29 protein-coding genes are annotated in these 17039 nt (G+C 59.3%); 5 read left to right on the forward strand and 24 right to left on the reverse strand.

All coding sequences use genetic code 11. The features are described 5' to 3' along the window. Nucleotides 1–9: 9 nt before the first annotated feature. The 14 genes from BFR47_RS08965 to BFR47_RS09025 form a co-directional block, all read right to left on the reverse strand. Nucleotides 10–273, reverse strand: a complete 264-nt coding sequence (locus BFR47_RS08965; RefSeq protein ID WP_071472745.1) for a putative phage tail assembly chaperone — start codon at nucleotides 271–273, stop codon at nucleotides 10–12. Then, complete coding sequence (locus tag BFR47_RS08970) at nucleotides 270–524, reverse strand: hypothetical protein (protein WP_071472746.1); 255 nt, start codon at nucleotides 522–524, stop codon at nucleotides 270–272. The genes BFR47_RS08965 and BFR47_RS08970 overlap by 4 nt, the downstream gene beginning before the upstream one ends. Then, complete coding sequence (locus BFR47_RS08975; protein WP_071472747.1) at nucleotides 457–1062, reverse strand: hypothetical protein; 606 nt, start codon at nucleotides 1060–1062, stop codon at nucleotides 457–459. Before BFR47_RS08975 ends, BFR47_RS08970 begins: the two co-directional genes overlap by 68 nt. Before the next feature lie 10 nt (nucleotides 1063–1072). Further along, nucleotides 1073–1444, reverse strand: a complete 372-nt coding sequence (locus tag BFR47_RS08980) for a D-Ala-D-Ala carboxypeptidase family metallohydrolase (RefSeq protein ID WP_071472748.1) — start codon at nucleotides 1442–1444, stop codon at nucleotides 1073–1075. Next, nucleotides 1441–1644, reverse strand: a complete 204-nt coding sequence (locus BFR47_RS08985) for a TraR/DksA family transcriptional regulator (RefSeq protein WP_071472749.1) — start codon at nucleotides 1642–1644, stop codon at nucleotides 1441–1443. The genes BFR47_RS08980 and BFR47_RS08985 overlap by 4 nt, the downstream gene beginning before the upstream one ends. 5 nt (nucleotides 1645–1649) lie before the next feature. Next, entirely contained in the window at nucleotides 1650–2105 is a 456-nt protein-coding gene (locus BFR47_RS08990) for a phage protein (RefSeq protein WP_071472750.1), read from the reverse strand. After that, nucleotides 2102–3226, reverse strand: coding sequence for a DUF2586 domain-containing protein (locus BFR47_RS08995; RefSeq protein WP_071472751.1), 1125 nt, complete (start codon nucleotides 3224–3226; stop codon nucleotides 2102–2104). The genes BFR47_RS08990 and BFR47_RS08995 overlap by 4 nt, the downstream gene beginning before the upstream one ends. A 2-nt stretch (nucleotides 3227–3228) precedes the next feature. Further along, nucleotides 3229–3444: a hypothetical protein gene (locus tag BFR47_RS17795; RefSeq protein ID WP_139215140.1), complete on the reverse strand. Its 216-nt coding sequence runs from the start codon at nucleotides 3442–3444 to the stop codon at nucleotides 3229–3231. Continuing rightward, a complete protein-coding gene (locus BFR47_RS17800; RefSeq protein WP_139215141.1) occupies nucleotides 3441–3890 on the reverse strand; it encodes a phage virion morphogenesis protein in 450 nt (149 codons plus the stop codon). The genes BFR47_RS17795 and BFR47_RS17800 overlap by 4 nt, the downstream gene beginning before the upstream one ends. Further along, nucleotides 3887–4384 (reverse strand): phage tail protein, encoded by a 498-nt coding sequence (locus BFR47_RS09005; RefSeq protein WP_071472753.1) that lies wholly within the window; start codon nucleotides 4382–4384, stop codon nucleotides 3887–3889. The genes BFR47_RS17800 and BFR47_RS09005 overlap by 4 nt, the downstream gene beginning before the upstream one ends. Beyond that, a complete protein-coding gene (locus BFR47_RS09010; protein WP_071472754.1) occupies nucleotides 4381–4839 on the reverse strand; it encodes a head completion/stabilization protein in 459 nt (152 codons plus the stop codon). Before BFR47_RS09010 ends, BFR47_RS09005 begins: the two co-directional genes overlap by 4 nt. A gap of 105 nt (nucleotides 4840–4944) precedes the next feature. Next, a complete protein-coding gene (gene gpM / locus BFR47_RS09015; RefSeq protein WP_071472755.1) occupies nucleotides 4945–5658 on the reverse strand; it encodes a phage terminase small subunit in 714 nt (237 codons plus the stop codon). 10 nt (nucleotides 5659–5668) lie between these two features. After that, a complete protein-coding gene (locus tag BFR47_RS09020; protein ID WP_071472756.1) occupies nucleotides 5669–6715 on the reverse strand; it encodes a phage major capsid protein, P2 family in 1047 nt (348 codons plus the stop codon). A 9-nt stretch (nucleotides 6716–6724) separates the two neighbouring features. Beyond that, a complete protein-coding gene (locus BFR47_RS09025) occupies nucleotides 6725–7612 on the reverse strand; it encodes a GPO family capsid scaffolding protein (RefSeq protein ID WP_071472757.1) in 888 nt (295 codons plus the stop codon). Nucleotides 7613–7788: 176 nt separating this feature from the next. Here BFR47_RS09025 and BFR47_RS09030 point away from each other — a divergent pair, with 176 nt between their 5' ends. From BFR47_RS09030 to BFR47_RS09050, 5 genes are all read left to right on the forward strand, one after another. Continuing rightward, nucleotides 7789–9612, forward strand: a complete 1824-nt coding sequence (locus BFR47_RS09030) for a terminase large subunit domain-containing protein (RefSeq protein ID WP_071472758.1) — start codon at nucleotides 7789–7791, stop codon at nucleotides 9610–9612. Continuing rightward, a complete protein-coding gene (locus BFR47_RS09035) occupies nucleotides 9609–10598 on the forward strand; it encodes a phage portal protein (RefSeq protein ID WP_071472759.1) in 990 nt (329 codons plus the stop codon). Before BFR47_RS09030 ends, BFR47_RS09035 begins: the two co-directional genes overlap by 4 nt. 94 nt (nucleotides 10599–10692) lie before the next feature. Then, nucleotides 10693–10947, forward strand: a complete 255-nt coding sequence (locus BFR47_RS09040) for an ogr/Delta-like zinc finger family protein (RefSeq protein WP_071472760.1) — start codon at nucleotides 10693–10695, stop codon at nucleotides 10945–10947. 103 nt (nucleotides 10948–11050) lie between these two features. After that, nucleotides 11051–11233 (forward strand): type II toxin-antitoxin system HicA family toxin, encoded by a 183-nt coding sequence (locus tag BFR47_RS09045; RefSeq protein ID WP_071472761.1) that lies wholly within the window; start codon nucleotides 11051–11053, stop codon nucleotides 11231–11233. A gap of 42 nt (nucleotides 11234–11275) precedes the next feature. After that, the gene (locus tag BFR47_RS09050; protein WP_071472762.1) at nucleotides 11276–11716 is read left to right on the forward strand and encodes a type II toxin-antitoxin system HicB family antitoxin; all 441 of its coding nucleotides are present in this window, start codon (nucleotides 11276–11278) and stop codon (nucleotides 11714–11716) included. A gap of 59 nt (nucleotides 11717–11775) precedes the next feature. Here the strand turns inward: BFR47_RS09050 and BFR47_RS18000 are convergent, their stop codons facing one another. The 10 genes from BFR47_RS18000 to BFR47_RS09095 all read right to left on the reverse strand — a co-directional run bounded on the left by BFR47_RS18000 (nucleotide 11776) and on the right by BFR47_RS09095 (nucleotide 16987). After that, nucleotides 11776–11952, reverse strand: a complete 177-nt coding sequence (locus BFR47_RS18000; RefSeq protein ID WP_175514086.1) for a hypothetical protein — start codon at nucleotides 11950–11952, stop codon at nucleotides 11776–11778. A 79-nt stretch (nucleotides 11953–12031) separates the two neighbouring features. After that, nucleotides 12032–12343: a hypothetical protein gene (locus tag BFR47_RS09055; RefSeq protein ID WP_071472763.1), complete on the reverse strand. Its 312-nt coding sequence runs from the start codon at nucleotides 12341–12343 to the stop codon at nucleotides 12032–12034. Continuing rightward, nucleotides 12336–14678 carry a replication endonuclease gene (locus BFR47_RS09060; RefSeq protein ID WP_071472764.1) on the reverse strand — a complete coding sequence of 781 codons (2343 nt, stop codon included), beginning with the start codon at nucleotides 14676–14678 and terminating at the stop codon, nucleotides 12336–12338. Before BFR47_RS09060 ends, BFR47_RS09055 begins: the two co-directional genes overlap by 8 nt. After that, nucleotides 14678–14929 (reverse strand): hypothetical protein, encoded by a 252-nt coding sequence (locus tag BFR47_RS09065; protein WP_071472765.1) that lies wholly within the window; start codon nucleotides 14927–14929, stop codon nucleotides 14678–14680. The genes BFR47_RS09060 and BFR47_RS09065 overlap by 1 nt, the downstream gene beginning before the upstream one ends. Next, nucleotides 14926–15168, reverse strand: a complete 243-nt coding sequence (locus BFR47_RS09070) for a hypothetical protein (RefSeq protein WP_071472766.1) — start codon at nucleotides 15166–15168, stop codon at nucleotides 14926–14928. The genes BFR47_RS09065 and BFR47_RS09070 overlap by 4 nt, the downstream gene beginning before the upstream one ends. A 50-nt stretch (nucleotides 15169–15218) precedes the next feature. Continuing rightward, nucleotides 15219–15632, reverse strand: coding sequence for a hypothetical protein (locus tag BFR47_RS09075; protein WP_071472767.1), 414 nt, complete (start codon nucleotides 15630–15632; stop codon nucleotides 15219–15221). Next, entirely contained in the window at nucleotides 15629–15877 is a 249-nt protein-coding gene (locus BFR47_RS09080) for a hypothetical protein (RefSeq protein ID WP_071472768.1), read from the reverse strand. The genes BFR47_RS09075 and BFR47_RS09080 overlap by 4 nt, the downstream gene beginning before the upstream one ends. 12 nt (nucleotides 15878–15889) lie before the next feature. Beyond that, nucleotides 15890–16429, reverse strand: a complete 540-nt coding sequence (locus BFR47_RS09085; protein WP_071472769.1) for a phage regulatory CII family protein — start codon at nucleotides 16427–16429, stop codon at nucleotides 15890–15892. Nucleotides 16430–16468: 39 nt separating this feature from the next. Further along, a complete protein-coding gene (locus BFR47_RS09090; protein WP_071472770.1) occupies nucleotides 16469–16699 on the reverse strand; it encodes a regulator in 231 nt (76 codons plus the stop codon). 42 nt (nucleotides 16700–16741) lie between these two features. Then, nucleotides 16742–16987, reverse strand: coding sequence for a hypothetical protein (locus tag BFR47_RS09095; protein ID WP_071472771.1), 246 nt, complete (start codon nucleotides 16985–16987; stop codon nucleotides 16742–16744). Between the last annotated feature and the right edge of the window lie 52 nt (nucleotides 16988–17039).

Below are 17039 nucleotides of genomic sequence, written 5' to 3' on the forward strand. Positions count from 1 at the left end.
CCCGGCGGGTTAGTTTTTTACCGAGATTTCCAGCTCGGGAATGAAGGCTTCGTTAACCTTGGCGGCCAGCTTGAGGCCGGCGCCGGGCATGGCCAGCAGCTTCGCCAGGGCGTCTTTGCCGTCGGTGGCCACGATGCGGTTTAGGTAGTTGTGGGCCGGGGCTACCTTGTCGTCCATGGTCAGCTCGTTGATGTACTTGTTGTATGCCTGGGTGGTGGGTTCAAACACCAGCTCGGCGCCGTTTACAGTCAGGGTGATGGTTTGTTTGCTCATTTCTGCAGTCTCTCCAGTTTTTCATCCAGGCGGGTAAAGCCGCCGTCTATGCGTTGTTCGAGTCGATTAAAGCCTTCGCTCAGTTCGGTCTTGGTGGCGTAGTTCTCGGCCACATGGGCGCGATGGTTGGCCATGTCCACCTGTTGCCGGCTGAGGCGGCCAAACAGGCTGGTCAGCACCGGGCTAAGGATGCCGATCAGCAGGCCGGCCGCCGCGATGGCCAGACCCAGCCATTCCGCTACTTGTGCCAAGTGCGCCTCCCGTGAGTTGTTCCAGTTTTTTCTGTTTTTCGGCGCTGCCGCGTGAGCTGCCCAGCCAATAGGTAACGGCGGCCAGAAAGGCGGTCACGATTTGCCCGACCAGGTAGAACACCACCTCTTTCGATCCGTCGGGCACCGACCAGGCCATCAGCGCGATGGTCAGGGCCACCACCATCAGAGCCAGCAACAGGGTCAGGCGCTCGGGCATCCAGTGTTCCCGGTGGCTTTCCCGGGCGTGCTGAATGTCGGCCAGCTCGGTCTGTGCCTGGGCCAGCTCCAGCTCCTGCAAACGGATATTGGCCTGGCGGATTTGCTCCCGTTCTTCATGGGCCCACTGCTGCAGCGTGAGCGCGGCCTCGGGGTTCTGGGTCAGTTCGCGCAGCACCGCATCTGGGCGATTGTCGGTACCCAGAGCCCCGGCTATCTGGGCGCCGATACTGGCGGCCATGCCCACAGGGCCACCCAGCAGGGGTGCCACGGTCCCGGCGATGCGGCCCACGGTGCCGGCAATGTCTTTCCAGTTGCTCATGACCGATTCCTCAGTTCTGGCCCCAACGTGCCGGGGACTCGCGCACGTCGATGTGGGTGAAGCTGTGGTAACGGCCAATGCCGTAGCAGCCGGGGTAGGTGCGCTCCAGGTAATCGGCGACTTTGGCGGGGGCGATGCCCGTGACCTTGATATCCGCCGCCTTGCCGAGCTTGTGCACGCTGTTGCGGGCACCGCCCACTTTGCGGTTGTGGTTGTCACACCGGCAGGCGCTGGTGATGCTCACCGCCCGGTTGCCCAGATCGGCCCGCAGTTGCTCCAACACGCCGAGCAGTTCGGCATCCACCGCATCAAAGCCGCAGCCGCATTTGCAGGCGAATTCCCGGCGTTTGAAGTGCAGTTGTTCAAAGGTGTTCTGGCTCATCGTCTTTTCTCCATCAGGGTCTGGCAGCCGATGCACAGCCGCACACCGGGCAGGGCGACGCGGCGACCTTCGGGAATGGGATCGGCGCATTCTTCGCAGTCGTGTCGGCTGGTGCCGTGGGCGGTGTGGCCGGTCTGGGCGGCCAGCTGCTTGCCCAGCAGCCAGTCGTTCAGTTCATTGGCGCGGTCGATAACATCCATGGCGGTTACCCAATCAGGTGACGAGTGTCGTCACGGGACAGGTAGGGCACGCCGTTGATGCGTACAAAGTCGGGGCTGGTGATGAAGCCCTTGATCTTGTGAATGCTCTTGTCGCCGCCCTTGGTGTCGATATCGAGCAGGTCGGACAGCAGCAACTTCACGCCGAAGGCTTCCACCTTGAGTTCATCGGTGCCGGTGTTGGCGTAATAGAGCACGTCGTGGGGCTCGATACCGCGCCACGAACCGGCGCTTCTGGCGGCCTGGCTCAGCAGGTTGAAGTTCTTGGTATCCAGCTCGTATTCCACGTCGGCGGTGACGTCGCCGTCCACATAGCCGTCGGTAATGCCCCGGGTCTGGGTCACGGCGGTGCTGTCGTTAATGGTGAGGGTGGCTTTTTCGACGTGGATCATGGCACCGAGCAGTTCCACGTCGAAGTTCATGCCGGAGATGCGGCGGCTCATTGGCTGTCTCCCGGGTTGCTGAGGTCAAGGATGATGTTGATGCCAATCTTCTTGGGGCAGTCGTAGGGCTGGGCCAGGGTGTAAATGGCCACCTCGTACTTGCTCAGCCATTCGATGGCGATATCGCCGTCATCAGGCGGCATGATTTCACCGGGGAAGGTCATGCCGGCAATGGTCACCGACTTGCTCATGGCCCGCAGATCACGCATGAAGAACAGCTTGGCGGCGGCCACACTGGCCGGGGTGCTGTTGAGTTGGCGATCACCGATGCGGCTGATGGCCCGGATACGCAGCTTGCGGGCAATCTTGTCGGTCACCCGGCGGTTTTCGACCACCTGATAATCACCGCCTTCCACGTCCAGCATGTTGCCGTCGGCCCAATAGACACCGTCGTAATCCGGGAACCACCAGGGCACCGACAGACGCGCGGCTTCCAGGGTCTGCAGGGTGGCCAGGCTGAGTTCGGCGCCGGTGCTGTCGACCGGATCCGGGCCCAGTGCCACCAGGGCACCGGTTTTCACTCGCATCGGGGTGTCGGCCACGGATACCGCCCGGTTGCACAGGCGACCGGCCAGGACGCCGGCGTTGTTGCCGTGCAACTGGGGCACCAGCATGACGCCATCGGCGGCAATGCCGTTGGCGAGCGTGGCCATGGTGGCCTCGTAGGCGGGCCAGTCCTGAGCGTCCACGCCATCGGCCACAATGCCGTTCACGGCCAGCATCATGAACTGCCAGCGGCCCCAGGTGGCGATCAGCTGGTTGCGTAATGCCTGGGCGGCGTTGATTTGCTCGGCGGTGGTCACCGGTTCGAGCAGCACCACCGCTTCAAACGAGGCGGTGCGCTGGGCGGCCAGTACCGCCTCGGTCCACTCTTCGCCCAGGGCCAGCACATGGGCGTGAGCGCTCCAGTTCTGGCCGGCGTTCTGCATTGCGGCCAGCAGGTTGGCTTTGAGCGGGCTGTCTTCCACTCCCAGCAGTTCATCCAGTTTTGACTGGGTATTGAGTGACAGCAGCTTGCCGTTGTTTTTGGTGGCCTGGCCCACAAACAGGAAATGGCGTTCCACCTCGTCGGTGGGCCCCTGCATCTGGTTCAGGTTGTTGATCTGAATGGTTGGGATCATGGTTAACGTCTCCGGTTAAATTCGGCGGCCAGGGCATTGATGACCAGTTGAGGATCCAGCTCCAGAAAGGGGCGAGCCGGCACCTTGATTTCCCAGCTGGTCTTGCCGGCTCGTTTGTTTCTCTTTTCGGCGATCAGCATCTTCAGGGTCTGGCCTGCCTGCTCGAAGCTCATGTTCTTCTGTATCCAGGCCAGCCCCGGCTTGCGGGTGCGCTTCACCTTTTTACCGACGGTGATGCTGTACCCGAGTTGCCGTAGCAGCCGCGCCTGGTGGCGGGTAGCCGGGCCGTCCTGATCAGCGGCGTCCTTTGCCTTGTTGCTGCGTTTTCTGGCTTTGGCCTTGGTATAAATTTCGGGCAAACCGTACTGATGCTTGAAGGCGTTTTGCGCGGCCTTTTTGTTTTTCCAGCCGGCGGTGCCTCATTCGGGTTGGCCTGGGTTTTCAGGCCGCGGCCCATCTTGGTGAGCATTTTCTTGCGGCCCTGTTTACGCTTGGGCCAGGGCCTGCCATCCGGGCCTTGCTGGGCTTTCAGGTTGGCCTTGGCATCTTTCACGGCCTGGCGCATCACCTTGTCCAGCAGGCGCTGCCGACGGGCAGGCGGCAGCATGGCCAGCTTGAGCCGGTCGGAGACGGATACGGCTCCTTTCAAATCAAACGCGATCATGGCTGACCTCCCAACGGAAAGGGCCCGTCCTGGTTCACCCATAGCTGGCCGGTTTCGGCCACCCATACTTCATAGGGCGCAACCCGATAACGCTGCCCGCCATAGGCGATGGGGCCGGCGGCGTCCGGCTGCAGATAAAGCGGTTCGCTGAAATGCACGCTGATGGTCAGATCGGCAGTGCGGTCGTCTATCGGCTCCACGTCGTATTCCGGCTCGGGCAGCTCGAATTGCTCCCGCTCGGTGTCGTGGTCCTGCAACCAGGCGGCCACGGTGGCCAGCACCAGGGCCGGATCCAGCTCCTTGAACGGCAGTTCTTCAATCAGGAACACCGCCTGATAGTCCAGCCGGGCCAGTTGCAGGCCGTTGCCGCCGTGCCTGGGGGTAAGCCGCAGGGTGCCGTTCTGCATCCAGGCATCAAAGTCCTTGTGGCACTTGGCCGGCAGCAGGGTCTTGATGGCTCCGCTCAGTGCCTGCAGGTAATAGCTCTGGCTCATAGCAACTCAATCCCGCAGCGGTGCACGCCCTTGATGGCCCGTATGTGCTGCTGGCTTTCAGCCAGCAGGGCGGCGCGGGTATCACCGCTTTGGGTAGCCTGGTTGTTGCCGGTGTCGCGTTGGCTCAGGCTGCCGGCTTCGGTGACCAGATCGGCCTTGGCCCGGGCAAACACCGCCTGGCGGTAGAGGGCGGTCAGCATGTTCTGAGTGCCTACCGATGGGCCGGGCACGCCGGCGGCGGTCAGGTGGCCGTCGGCCATCAAGCGGGCTTTGGTGAACACCAGCTCGATGTTGACCTGGGCCACGGCAGAGAGCACCGCTGCCGCTACGGTGGCGGCTTGCAAATCGGCCGGCATGGATCTGTCGCGCTCAAAGTCGCCGACCTCGATGTTCGGCCAGAAACCATCGTTGGTGACGGTGGTCTGCTGATAGTCGGTGGTGTTGCCGTTAAACATGGCTGCCCTCTGCGTTAAATAGGTGCCCCCCTGGCCACGGTGGTGGGAAGCAGCTCATGGCATGGCCTGGCTGTTCCCGCACCGCCGGGGGGCGGCGGCGTTGAGCTAGTCTTGCTCAAGCGCCCGCAGGCGCATGGCAATTCGGTTACGGTGGGTTTTTACCTGGGCACCCACCGGATCCCATTCGTGTGCTTTCACCAGCAGCGCGTCGGCCTGTTCCAGTACCTCCGGATCGGTCACCGCGCTGGGCCTGGGCTCTCCCATGGCGTCGCGCAGCAACAGCAAGCCGGCGAACTTGAAATACTTGGCGGTCAGCTTTTCGTTCAGTCGCCAGTCGCTGGCCACATGCCGAAATACCCGACTGAAATAGGGCTCGACCGCCTGACCCTCTGCCGCTTGCTGCTCGGCCCACTCCAGCACCGTGTCCGCCACAAAGTGGGGGAAGTCGCGCTTCATGCGTGTGGGCGTGTGCTGGCCCTGGGCTATGGCCACTTCGGCCCAGTCCAGCGCCTGTTCGAACTCGCCCAGGTCGAACAGCCAGACCACCAGAGTGGCGAACAGCGGGTTCTGGTGGGTCTTTTCCCCGGTCAGATACTGCTCCACATAGGGGCGATACTTGGGCAACAGCTCCCGCTTGAGCGTGACCTTGTCGGCGATACGGTCCAGTGCTTTCAGCCGTTGCTGGTCCTGCTCCAGGGCCAGCAGTTGCAGGTGCAGGCTGTGCGCCAGTTCACCTGCGGCTTGCCCGGTGTCGGCGGCCTGTTGGGCAGCCTGCAGAGCGCGGTGCTTGTCTCTGTGTCGCTGGGCCGGGGTGCTCATGAGTCAGCCCTTACGCCGCCGGATCGGGGCCGGGACCGATAACCACATGGTCTTCATCAAAGGCGGCATAGGCGCGGTAGTCGCCCACGGCGTAGCCTTCCATGCGCCAGTATTGGGACTCGAAGCCCTTGCGGTCCTGATTCTGGGCTGCGCTGCGTTGGCGGGTGCCACGCTGGGTATACAGGTGCAGGTTGCCGGGCATGGTGACCACCATGCGCTTGCCGGGGAAGAACGGCGGCGTCATGGCGCGGCGGCCGGCAATGGAGGTGGCCAGCTGCTGGGCGGCAATCTGTTCGGTAGGCTTGTCGGCCTGGCTGTACAAACGGCCCTGAGCGGCGGCCACCAGATCGGCACCGACCAGCACGGTGAGGCGCGGATCGTTACGAAACGCCGGGTCCATGGTGCTGTTGATGAGATCCGATGCCATGGCGTCCAAGGTGTTGTATTCGCCATTTTTGCCGTCCGGCTCGAAGTACACCTTGCTGCCGGCGTCGCCCACGATCTGGGATCCTCCGTTCCATTCTTTTGCCAACTGCTGCCAGCCCTTGTTCACGTCCTGGCCCAGCGGGTTGGTGACAGGGTCTGTGGTAGCGGCAATGGAGATACCGTTAAAGCCGACGCGCAGCATATCCAGCGCAAAGCTGCGGTTGATGAACTCGTTCACCTTTTGCAGGAACTCGCCTTCGTTGCCGGCGTTGGCCCACACGGCTAGGGTCGACCAAGGCAGCACGGCGCCGGAGTCGGTTTCGGTCAGCTCGTAGTTGTGACCATCAACCCCCACGGCCTGCAGGAAGCGGCCGTTGGCCTTGCGGCCTGAGTGGATGCCGCCGATGCCGACGTCGATAACCTGCCCCTTGATCTGGTCGACGTCGGCCAGGGTGATCATGCGCAGAAAGTCGACCGATTCCAGCAGGGCCGTACGCAGGCGGGTCTCTTGCGGACCGGTAACGGAAAACTTGTCTTTGATGCGGCTAACATCAATGCCATAGCCGGTGGCCAGCGCCTGAAAGTATTTATTCAGCTGGGTTTCGGCGGCCTGGGTGAGAATCATGCTCATGCTGGTTCCTTACACCACGTGGTAGATATCGCCGCCGGCAGGGGCGGGGTTGGGTGTCTGGCCGGGCTTTTCTTTCAGCAGGGTAGAGAACTGGTTTTCCAGCTCGCCCTGCTTGGAGGCCACGCCCTTGACCACGGTAAGCAATTCACTGAACTGCTCACTGGTGATGCCCGTTTCAGCGGGTACCGGCGGAGGCTCGGGCGCCACTGTTGGCTCGGGTGTGGTCTTGGGTTCTTGTTTGCTGAACTGCTCGAACTTGGTTTCAAGTTCGCCTTGTTTGGCGGCCACGCCTTTGACGGCGGTCAGCAGCTCGTTGAACTGTTTTTCGTCCATTGCTGGATCCTCGGTTTCTGGTATTGGGAGGGCAGGGGTTTCGGGTTCCTGGGCTTTGAACCAGGTCATGAATTTCTTGAACATGCCGGCCTCTTGCTCACGGTCGGCCAATTCGGCCAGGCTGAAGGGCTCGCTCTGACCAATCACTTTCGGGGGCTGGTCTTTGGCGCTGAACTGCATGCGGGTGGTGCCTGTGCTGGCCGGGCGGTCGGTGACGCCCAGACCGCCCAGGTAGGTTTTGTCCCCACCGGCAAACTGCTCTTTCGGTTCAATGCTGCAGAACTGGTACTGGCCGAGCTGGTTGTAATAGATGAGATCCCGGGTCGGGCGAAGGATGGCGAACAGCTTCATCTTGCCGTCCACTTCTTCAGCCTTGAGTGCTTCCACGGTGCCCATGGCGGACCCTTTGTAGTGATCTGCCCAAATGACTGCCGTGTAATGCTCGGGGTCATAGGTTTCGGCCATGTCGGTCAGCCACTCACGAGAGATAAAGCGTTCGTCGACGCTGTGGCCCTCGGTGGCAATACAAATCCAGCCTGTGCGTAACCGTGAATCGGGTTTCATGTTCCTGCCCATGTTCTGTGATGGCGACAGGCTAGGGACTATTCGGGGCAATTTCATCCGGTGCCGTTCCGCGCAATTCCGATTTTTGGGAAATCGGAATTCTGTGGAATTTCATGGCGATAGGTGACGGTTTTCGGTGGGTATGATGGCCGCATTTATCATTACCACGGACTGCCATGGCCTACACCGAAGAAATCCGCAACGCCGCCAAAGGGCTGTATTTAAAACGCTGGCTACCCCGGGAGATTGCCCAGGAGCTCAACCTGGCATCGGTGCGGGTGGTGTATCAGTGGGTAGAGAAATACAGCTGGGATGCACTGCTGTCGGACGAGCAACTGGAAGACGCCATTGCCCGGCGGGTGCAGCTGCTGCTGGGCCGGGAGAAAAAGAACCAGACCGAGCTGGACGAACTGGATCGCTTGATTGGTCAGCATGTGCGGCTGAAGAAAGAGCTGCTGCAGCTGCGCGAGAAAGAAGTGGGGCTGAAGGAGCGGGAAGCCGCCATTGCCGCCGGGGTGCCCGCCGATGACTTGCCAGCGGCCAGAACCGGCAAACGCGGGGGCGGGCAGAGTAAGGGCGGCAAGGGGAAAAAGGGCAAGCAGCGCAAGAACGACATCGGCGAACTGTTGCCGGAAGACTTTACGGGCTGGCTGGGCACCCTGTTCGGCTACCAGTTGCGTTGCCGGGAGGCAAAAGACGACCCGAGCGTGCCGCGTACCCGCAACATCCTGAAAAGCCGCCAGGTGGGCATGACCTACTATTTTGCCGGCGAGGCGCTGGAAGACGCGGTGGTGACCGGTGGCAATCAGATATTCCTGTCGGCGACACGGGCCCAGGCGGAAGTGTTCCGGGCCTACATCATCAACATTGCCCGCGAGTTTCTGCAGGTGGAGCTGTCGGGCAATCCGATTATCCTCAGCAACGGCGCCGAGCTGCATTTTCTGTCCACCAACTCGAACAGCGCCCAGTCCCGTTCCGGTAACGTCTACATTGACGAATACTTCTGGATCCCCGGCTTCACCAAGCTCAGCAACGTGGCCTCGGCCATGGCCACCCAAACCCGCTGGCGAAAAACCTACTTCTCGACCCCTTCGGCCAAGTCGCATCCGGGATATGGCTTCTGGACCGGCGACACCTGGAAAGAAGGCAAGGACAGCCGCAAGGACATTGAGTTTCCCACGCTCGACGATTACCGCGACGGCGGCCGGGTGTGCCCGGACCGGCAATGGCGTTATGCCATTACGGTGGAAGACGCGGTGGCCAGCGGCTGCAACCTGATTGACGTGGAGGAGCTGCGGGACGAATACGCCGACGAGGTGTTCCGCAATCTGTTCATGTGCGAGTTCGTGGACGATGCGGCCAGCGTGTTCAAGTTCAACCAGCTGGAAGGCTGCGGCGTCGATACCGATATCTGGACCGACTTCAAACCGCGAGAGGCGCGGCCGTTCGGCAATCGGGAAGTGTGGCTGGGTTATGACCCCAGCCGCACCCGCGACAACGCCACCCTGGTGGTACTGGCCCCGCCGGAAGTGACTGACGAGCCATTCCGGGTACTGGAAAAGCACCACTGGCGGGGGCTTAACTTTCAGCACCATGTGGCTGAAATTGCCAAGCTGTTCAAACGCTACCGGGTGACCTACATCGGGGTCGATATCACCGGTATTGGCGCCGGGGTGTTTGACCTGATCAAGACCAAGTACCCGCGCGAGGCGCACGCCATTCACTACTCGGTAGAGAGCAAGAACCGCCTGGTGCTGAAGATGATCGACGTGGTGGAAGCCGGCCGCATCAGCTGGGATCAAGAGCAGAAAGACATTCCCCTGGCATTCATGGCCATCAAGCGCACCACCACCGGCAGCGGCAATGCCATGACCTTCAAGGCGGGGCGGGACGCCACCACCGGCCACGCCGACGCCTTCTTTGCCATTTCTCACGCGGTGATCAACGAACCGCTGGATCACTCGAACAAACGTTCTTCAACCTGGGCCATACAAGCATGACCGAGCAAACCACCCCCAACCCGATGATCGCCTTCAATTTTGGCGAGCCGGAAGCGATAGAAAGCGGTCGCTGGCTGACCGATTACACCGAGCTGTTTTACGACCACTTTGCCGACTACTGGAGCACCCCGATCAGCCGCCAGGGGCTGGCCCAGATTGCCAACACCAACGCCCACCACGGCGCGCTGATTTATGCCCGGCGCAACATGGTGGCCGGCAAGTTCAAGGGCGGCGGCGGCATGCAGCGGGTGCAGATGCAGGCCTTTGCCCACAACCTGATCCAGTTTGGTGATGCCGCCTTTCTGAAGGTGCGCAACGGCCTGGGTCGGGTGGTGCGGTTGCACCCGTTGCCGTCCATCTATCTGCGCCGGCACCAGAGCGGTGACTTTGTGTTACTGCAGGCCAACAATGAGCAGATTCGGTACCGGCAGGAAGACGTGATTTTTCTGACCCAATACGACCCCCGGCAGCAAATCTACGGCCTGCCGGATTACCTGGGCGGCATTCAGTCGGCGCTGCTGAATCGGGACGCCACCATGTTCCGCCGGCGCTACTACCAGAACGGGGCGCACATGGGCTTTATCTTCTACGCCACCGACCCGAACCTGAGCGAAAGCCAGGAAGAAGATCTGAAAGCCAAGATCCAAAGCTCGAAGGGCGTGGGCAATTTTCGCAGTCTGTTTATCAATATTCCCAACGGAAACCCGGACGGGGTCAAGCTGATCCCGGTGGGAGACATCGCCACCAAAGACGACTTTGACCGTATCAAGAACATCAGCGCCCAGGACGTACTGACAGCGCACCGGTTTCCGCCCGGGCTGGCCGGCATCATTCCTACCAATGCCGGTGGCCTGGGTGACCCGGAAAAAATCGATGTGGTTTATGCCCGCAACGAAGTGCTGCCGCTGTGCGAGCTGATCGCCGACGTGGTGAATTCAGACCCGGATATACCGGCCCGGCTGGCTCTGCAGTTTGCGCTGGAATAGTGGGATCTTGGCTGTATAAATAAACAGTGGTTTGGTGTTATCCGGAAGCGGATGATTTATCATAGGTGCATGTTTACTCGGGAGAAAAATAAAGATGCGTGTTTACTGCAGAGAGTGCGGCGACCGAGGCCGGATAACCAAAACCAATCGTCTGAGCCCGGACTATACCGAGCTGTATTGCCAGTGCAACGATGCCGAATGTGGCCACACCTGGGTGGGTGGCTTTGGTTATCGGCACACCCTGAACCCCAGCGCCAAGACCACCACTCAGATGGCGTTTCAGTTGGTGAAGGCACTGCCGCCTGGGGCACAGAAGGATTTACTGAGGGAGCTGGAAGGGGCGCGATAAGCGCCTTTTTTATGTGTCCTCGCTTCTTGTGTGTATTGGTGTGTATTGGTTGTGCTTTGTGTGTGTGCGTGTGTATAATTGTGACACTTGATTAGGAGGTTCAATGACGTCAGGTGACCTGATCAAGGAATTGAAGTCCGCAGGCTGCGAACTTGAACGGCAAGGGAAGGGGAGCCACCAGATATGGTACTCGCCGATTACGGGCAAAAAGTTCGTAGTTCCGCATCCTAAAAAGTCGTTACCTGTTGGAACTCTCAAGTCCATTAAGAAAGCGGCGGGGATTTAATCCCCCCGCTCCTTGCCTGATATAGATTTAGCGGAGGTACTTATGTTGTTTTCAGTCGGTGTTGAATATCCGTCGCATGATGGGGAGGCGCTCGGCCTGGTAGTGCCTGCGCTCTGCAATGATGATTATGCCTGTTTTAGTGCTGCCGACAGCGAAGAACAGGTGAAGGTGATGGCCACCGAAGCCATCGCCATGGTGGTGGAAGAAATGGTGAGTAACGGCACTAGCGTCGATAGCATCAAGGATCTGGGACCGCGTCATTATCGACAGTTAGAAGACTATGATCACTGCGATGGCTGGTTACTGCTGGACGTGGATTTGACCGAATTTATGGGCAAGCCCAAACGCATCAACGTCAGCTTGCCTGATGGTCTTATTCAGCTGATTGATTCCCGAGTGAAAGCTTCACATGGGGAATATAAAGATCGCAGTCACTTTCTGGCGGTGGCCAGCCGTCACGAACTGGAAGAACGCAGCCACTAACACCTTAAGTCCCAAGCCCCTGCCGACTTTCAGCAGGCCGGGGCTCAGTTCTTCGAGAGTTACATCCAGTCCAGGTAGATATGTACTCCCCATTCATCTACCAATTTCTCGAATTGTTGCTGCGCCTCTTCCCACGAGTTGAAAGGGCCAGCAACAGCTTCAGATCCTACGAATGCCCAAACCTGTTCATCTTTTAGTTCATCGCACTTTTGGGGAGATTGGTTTTGCTGAATCATTCTTTCTCCTTGCCTGCTTAGTGTGACCGGTCACAGCTCTAACTGTTTTGCTTGCTCGGTGTGCCACAGCGCCCTAGCTTCACCACTTGCCCCTTTGGTCTCTACGCCATTGATCTTCTATTTCGTCTAGATACTTCTGATCTGGATCACGATTGAGCTTTCCTCTTTGCTCTTGCCATGCTTCTTTGAATTCCCAGTACTTGCCCTTGAGCTTTCGTTCATCCGTGCCATTGGCCAGGCTGATGTAGACCTCTCTATGCACCACAGCTTGTTCTTTTGACATGGCGCCGAGCCAGGCTGTCACTTCGGGGGGGAAGGTGCCGTGGAATCGCCGGACCATTTGCCGGCAGTCTCTTATCACAAATACATCGGCAAACACGTATTTACTCAAGGTATAGCCTCCAGAACTCTGAATCGGCAATAGTCTCTTCTATCAGTTGCTGTAACTGTACCAGTAGCATGTCTTCTTTATAAGTCAGTGGGTTTAGCTGGCGTTCTTTCAGCAACATATCGTCGATTTGCATAATGACATCACCCAGATCGTGTTCGGGTACCGTCTTCAGCCACTCATTCACCGGCGTGTTGCCAGTGAACAGTTCACCTTGGATCCGACGTTTCCAGTATGCCTTGCCGGATTTCAAAGGCTCCAAATCATGATCTAGTTTGTCATATTCCGGTCGCACGTTCGGGCGTTGGCGGCAGGTGTTCAGGCAGCCGTTGCGAATGCTGACGAATAAACCATCAATTTCGATAACGGCACCGTTCAGCAGCAACTTTTTGTCTCGGGCATCCAGACCGAGCATTGCCATTTCCCGGTCTAATGGGTCCTTTTCTGCCAAAACTGATCCTCGCGTACAGTTATTGTCAGAACTCCAAGGGGCGCGGCTGTCGCCGCTTAAGGGCAGTTCGCTGCGCTTACCAGAAGGCAACTCGCTACGCTCGCCAAGGCCAGTGCGCGACAACTCCCAGCCCTGGTGGCGGGTTTGAGCCTCAGACATGCCCACCATGATGCCGGTGGCAGTACCGTTCACACTGGTGAAGATGTTGGCGGTGCGCAGACCGGTGAGCTTGGCCACGTCTTCGCCGTACTTGCTGGCGGCGGGTTTAACCAGGTGAGCCAACTGGATGGGGTGATCTTTTCTGGCGGCATCAATGCCGCCCATGGCATCCACATAGGCGGCCCACTTGCCGGCATCTGCGGCTTTGCGGGCAGGTTCAAGAATGGGGTTTTGGGTGGCTTCGCGCAGGCGGCGCAGCTCGCGCCACACGGTTACGCTCGGACCACCCACTTGTTGAAACTGACGAATACCCCATAGGCTCGACCAGGCGGCCACGGCGGGGACAGCAGTAGAAATGGCTTCTTCGGACTCTTCATCCCAATCCATATTGAAGCCGTCGATGTTCTTGGCGATGTACTTGGCAATGTAACCGGTGGCAGTACCCTTGGCGGGGTCAATGGCGCTCCAGTCGAAGCGGGGCTTGTAAGACTTGGCCAACTCTTTTTTGTCGTGCTCACAGGCATATTTGCGCAGCACCCAGCGCAGTAACAGGCGTTGGCTGGGATGAACAAAAAACAACATGTGCCAGTGCGGGGTGCCGTCGTGATGGGGCTCAACGACCCGAAAGCCGAAGAACCGCACACCCAGGCGTGCCAGTTTGGCGCGGGCCTTTGCCCACTGGCCGCACAGATAACGCTGGGTATGGCGCGGGGTGCTGCCGTCGTAGCGGGTATTACGTACCGTTTTTTTGGGTTTGGTTTTGTCCTTGCCTTTGTCCTTGCCTTTGTCTTTGTCTTTGTCTTTGATAATGGTCCAGGCATGGAAGCGGCTGGGGGCGGTCCAGGTATAAAATTCGCCGACCAGATCCTGCTCTTCTGCCACCTCTTCAAAGCCACGCATACGAACCATGAGTTCCATACGGCGGATCTCAGGGTTGGCCACGCTGGCCTTAACGGCATCGGCCAGGGGAACTTCCAGCTCCAGCTCGGGGTTGATGGCGTACATTGTTTTCAACCAGGCGGCACCGGCCTGCTTGCGCGCGCGGTAGTCTTGCAGCGATCGCTGAGAGACATAGGCGCTAACGCCCTTGCGCACCTTGCCGATCAGAATGGCGACGTGTTCGGCATAGCGGCGCCAGGCGCGGGTGATTTGGCGCTCCCACCACTCGGCATCCTGCAACCGGGCCACGGCGCTAACGGCCATGTCTATATGCTGATCGCTGATTTCAGCATGGGGGCAGGCCTTGCTAAAGGAAGGCAGCAGCGGAGAAATGCCCCATTTTCGGGCCGGCTCCATGGCGGCATCCAGCAGTTGCTCGGCATTAACCGGGGTGGTGAAGTTGGCGGTTTTCTCTTGCACGATGGCGGCACAGGCGTTCGACCACTCGCGGGCAATGTTGGCCCGGCCCAGTTCGCTGGCGACCATGCGCAAGGGGAGAGGGAAACGGGCGGCATGTTCCCGGATTTGCTCTACCGATTTACGCAGCCAGATATTGGCACTGAGGGTCTGATTCTTGTTCAGGCGGTACTGATATTCTTTGAACAGGGCGCTGGCTGCGTGATCTTCTATCTGGGCCAGCAGTTTTCCGGCCCAGCGCAGATTGTCCTTTTCGTGGCGTTGTTCGAACAGTTCCTTTTCTACCGGTACTCCTGCCACTCGTTTGGCTTTATCTTTTTCAGCAGGCGCAAAAAAGGCGGCCACATCGGCCGCTTCAATAGCGTGAGTCATTAAATTACCTGTGGACCGAGTTGATGAACGGGGGCGGTTTTGCGCCACCAGGCGCTGATGGTTTTGGCGATGGAAAGGGCATTCAGGCCCAGCGCCTGCCAGTAGAGGGAACGGATGGTTCCCAAGTCCAGCAGCAGGCGGGCACGATCTTCCCCTTGTTCAAAACAGGGGCGCCAGTGACGCCAGAAGTCGGCTTTGGCCTGGTGCCAGTGGGCACGCAGATGATCCGCGGCCAGGTAAAGTGTGCTCATACCCCCACCCCCATGGCGGTGATCGGGGCCAGCACCCGGTGCTGCTCCAGCTGATGTATGCGGTTGGTAATTTGTTGATACATGCCCAGCGCACCGAGTTCGTCGGCCAGCTCGGCCAGCACTTCCAGCGCGCATTCGGTGGCAAACTCGATGCTGTGCGATTGCTGGCGGCGCACCAGCTGGTTGTAAGCGTAAATACGCTCGTTGGCTGCTTTGCGGATAGCATTAAGCTGTGTCATAGTTATCTCGATTCGATTGGCGTGAGTTCACGTCTGAAGGCCGCTTTCAGTTACAGCTGAGCGGCCTTCAACTTTTTTGCCCGTTGTTGCAGCCGGCGCGCCTGCTGGTGCAATTCCTCTCGGCGTTGTTGCTCTGCCTGCTTCACTTCTTCACCAGATTCCGCACCGGCAAAGTCCGGCACGTGCAGCCATTCGCTGCGGTCGGTGGCACTAAATCCGGCCAGTGCCTGTTTTAATGCCACTACCGCCCGGCGGATGGCTTCGCGCTCGTCGTCGGTCATGTCTTCCAGGCGTTTATCCCAGTACGCCACCGGCTTGAGGGCGGCCGCCCGGCAGATGCCTTCGCGTACCTCTTTGTTTTGTTCACTCCACCAGGCAGAGATACGGCAGCGGCGCAGCAGGTGCCGCATGTGGTTGATCGCCAATTCGGCAGGTGGCTGGGTAATGGGGTGATAAGAGCTCATGCTTTACCTCCGGATTGAGTGCGGCTGTTATCGCCGAGCATGCCGGCCAGCCAATGCCACAAACGACGACGAGCCTTGGGCTTGTTGCGACGGCGCTGCACCGGTGAGTGAATGGGCAGGCAAATCCAGCTGCCATCCTGGCGTTCGATAAAGCCGGGGCGGCTGCGATGGGTGACCACTTCCGGGCGTTGCGGGGCGTATACCGAAGCAGGGGTACGCAATAAACGGGCGGTATTGATGTACATGGTTCGGTCTCCTTATCCGGTGATGCCAGGCATGGCGCTGTTGCTGAAGGTGTCGATGGCTATGGTCAGCCCCGGCACGGCCTGAAAGCGGGCCTCAACGTCGTGCACAAACAGCGCGAGGGCACCCATCAGACTGGTGGCCTTGTTTACGGCGTTGTCGCGTTTGGTGCGGCTTACCCTGCCGGCCTGTTGCACGGTAATGGCGTCGCGGGCCAGTTCGCCGGCGGTAGCGGTGATCTCCAGCGCCTGACTGGTCAGCGGGGTGTCGCTGCCCTGGTGATCAGATTTGGGCAGGGTGATACCGGCCATATCCAGTTCCAGCAGCAGACCGTGTACCAGGGTGTGATCACCGGTAACACGGGCGGCGGCAATCACGTTTTTAACCGTGGGCTCGCCGTTCTGGTCTGCCGACAGCTTATTGATCCACAGCTGCGGCTTGCTGCCGATGGCGCGGGCTACGTCGCTCTGGTTGTGAGCCGCTTTAAAGCGGGTAACGGCGGATTCCCAGTGCGGGAATTCGGTGCCGTATTTATCTAAATGAGGCTTATACATTCGTTGGCATCCTTGGCGTGGTTGAATAAGCGTGAACACTCAGAGGGCGCTGCGGCGTTTGGCCGCCATCTGCTGGCCCTGGGCCAATGCCTGCTGGGTGTAGAGCACCAGGTTGATCAGCACTTTTTCCGCTTTGCCTTCTTTGGGCATGATGGGAATGCGACCGGCTCGTACATAGTTTTCTACCGTGCGCTGGGTCAGCCCGGTGAGCTCAGAAAAGCGCTCCACCGTGCACACCGGCACATCAAAATGAATGGGGAATGGGGTCATGGTTTATTCCTGTGGTGATGGTTATCTGGGCGATGGCCGCCGTTATGCCCGGGGAGTAACAGACTGGGCTTGCTTTCTGCTCTGTATCTGCTGGAAGCACTCCATGCCCAGAGCCGCCAGGCCCATCAAATTCACCATGACCACCTCGCGCTTGCCCTGCTTGGGCAGCACCGGAATGCGGCCTTCTTCTATACGGCGTTGCACCGTGGCCTTGGTCATGCCCGAAAGCTCACAAAAGCGGTCTACACTGACCACCGGGCAGTCGAAATGGATAGCTATTTGAGTCATAATTGGAACCTATTGCTTGTTATTGCGCTTAGTTGGTCTTGTTTGAATCGGT

This window comes from Oceanisphaera psychrotolerans, assembly GCF_001870485.1.
Taxonomy (GTDB): domain Bacteria; phylum Pseudomonadota; class Gammaproteobacteria; order Enterobacterales; family Aeromonadaceae; genus Oceanimonas; species Oceanimonas psychrotolerans.

What these genes read in the sequence shown, in the direction of transcription:
- BFR47_RS09075 (WP_071472767.1), bottom strand. Translation starts at nt 15,632, where the DNA reads ATGAGCTCTTATCACCCCATTACCCAGCCACCTGCCGAATTGGCGATC.
- BFR47_RS09080 (WP_071472768.1), bottom strand. Translation starts at nt 15,877, where the DNA reads ATGTACATCAATACCGCCCGTTTATTGCGTACCCCTGCTTCGGTATAC.
- BFR47_RS08990 (WP_071472750.1), bottom strand. Translation starts at nt 2,105, where the DNA reads ATGAGCCGCCGCATCTCCGGCATGAACTTCGACGTGGAACTGCTCGGT.
- BFR47_RS09025 (WP_071472757.1), bottom strand. Translation starts at nt 7,612, where the DNA reads ATGAAACCCGATTCACGGTTACGCACAGGCTGGATTTGTATTGCCACC.
- BFR47_RS08995 (WP_071472751.1), bottom strand. Translation starts at nt 3,226, where the DNA reads ATGATCCCAACCATTCAGATCAACAACCTGAACCAGATGCAGGGGCCC.
- BFR47_RS09060 (WP_071472764.1), bottom strand. Translation starts at nt 14,678, where the DNA reads ATGACTCACGCTATTGAAGCGGCCGATGTGGCCGCCTTTTTTGCGCCT.
- BFR47_RS09070 (WP_071472766.1), bottom strand. Translation starts at nt 15,168, where the DNA reads ATGACACAGCTTAATGCTATCCGCAAAGCAGCCAACGAGCGTATTTAC.
- BFR47_RS09045 (WP_071472761.1), top strand. Translation starts at nt 11,051, where the DNA reads ATGACGTCAGGTGACCTGATCAAGGAATTGAAGTCCGCAGGCTGCGAA.
- BFR47_RS08980 (WP_071472748.1), bottom strand. Translation starts at nt 1,444, where the DNA reads ATGAGCCAGAACACCTTTGAACAACTGCACTTCAAACGCCGGGAATTC.
- BFR47_RS08965 (WP_071472745.1), bottom strand. Translation starts at nt 273, where the DNA reads ATGAGCAAACAAACCATCACCCTGACTGTAAACGGCGCCGAGCTGGTG.
- BFR47_RS09010 (WP_071472754.1), bottom strand. Translation starts at nt 4,839, where the DNA reads ATGTTTAACGGCAACACCACCGACTATCAGCAGACCACCGTCACCAAC.
- BFR47_RS09090 (WP_071472770.1), bottom strand. Translation starts at nt 16,699, where the DNA reads ATGACCCCATTCCCCATTCATTTTGATGTGCCGGTGTGCACGGTGGAG.
- BFR47_RS09040 (WP_071472760.1), top strand. Translation starts at nt 10,693, where the DNA reads ATGCGTGTTTACTGCAGAGAGTGCGGCGACCGAGGCCGGATAACCAAA.
- BFR47_RS18000 (WP_175514086.1), bottom strand. Translation starts at nt 11,952, where the DNA reads ATGATTCAGCAAAACCAATCTCCCCAAAAGTGCGATGAACTAAAAGAT.
- BFR47_RS09085 (WP_071472769.1), bottom strand. Translation starts at nt 16,429, where the DNA reads ATGTATAAGCCTCATTTAGATAAATACGGCACCGAATTCCCGCACTGG.
- BFR47_RS09005 (WP_071472753.1), bottom strand. Translation starts at nt 4,384, where the DNA reads ATGAGCCAGAGCTATTACCTGCAGGCACTGAGCGGAGCCATCAAGACC.
- BFR47_RS09035 (WP_071472759.1), top strand. Translation starts at nt 9,609, where the DNA reads ATGACCGAGCAAACCACCCCCAACCCGATGATCGCCTTCAATTTTGGC.
- BFR47_RS09065 (WP_071472765.1), bottom strand. Translation starts at nt 14,929, where the DNA reads ATGAGCACACTTTACCTGGCCGCGGATCATCTGCGTGCCCACTGGCAC.
- gpM (WP_071472755.1), bottom strand. Translation starts at nt 5,658, where the DNA reads ATGAGCACCCCGGCCCAGCGACACAGAGACAAGCACCGCGCTCTGCAG.
- BFR47_RS09095 (WP_071472771.1), bottom strand. Translation starts at nt 16,987, where the DNA reads ATGACTCAAATAGCTATCCATTTCGACTGCCCGGTGGTCAGTGTAGAC.
- BFR47_RS09020 (WP_071472756.1), bottom strand. Translation starts at nt 6,715, where the DNA reads ATGAGCATGATTCTCACCCAGGCCGCCGAAACCCAGCTGAATAAATAC.
- BFR47_RS09050 (WP_071472762.1), top strand. Translation starts at nt 11,276, where the DNA reads ATGTTGTTTTCAGTCGGTGTTGAATATCCGTCGCATGATGGGGAGGCG.
- BFR47_RS09030 (WP_071472758.1), top strand. Translation starts at nt 7,789, where the DNA reads ATGGCCTACACCGAAGAAATCCGCAACGCCGCCAAAGGGCTGTATTTA.
- BFR47_RS08975 (WP_071472747.1), bottom strand. Translation starts at nt 1,062, where the DNA reads ATGAGCAACTGGAAAGACATTGCCGGCACCGTGGGCCGCATCGCCGGG.
- BFR47_RS17800 (WP_139215141.1), bottom strand. Translation starts at nt 3,890, where the DNA reads ATGATCGCGTTTGATTTGAAAGGAGCCGTATCCGTCTCCGACCGGCTC.
- BFR47_RS08985 (WP_071472749.1), bottom strand. Translation starts at nt 1,644, where the DNA reads ATGGATGTTATCGACCGCGCCAATGAACTGAACGACTGGCTGCTGGGC.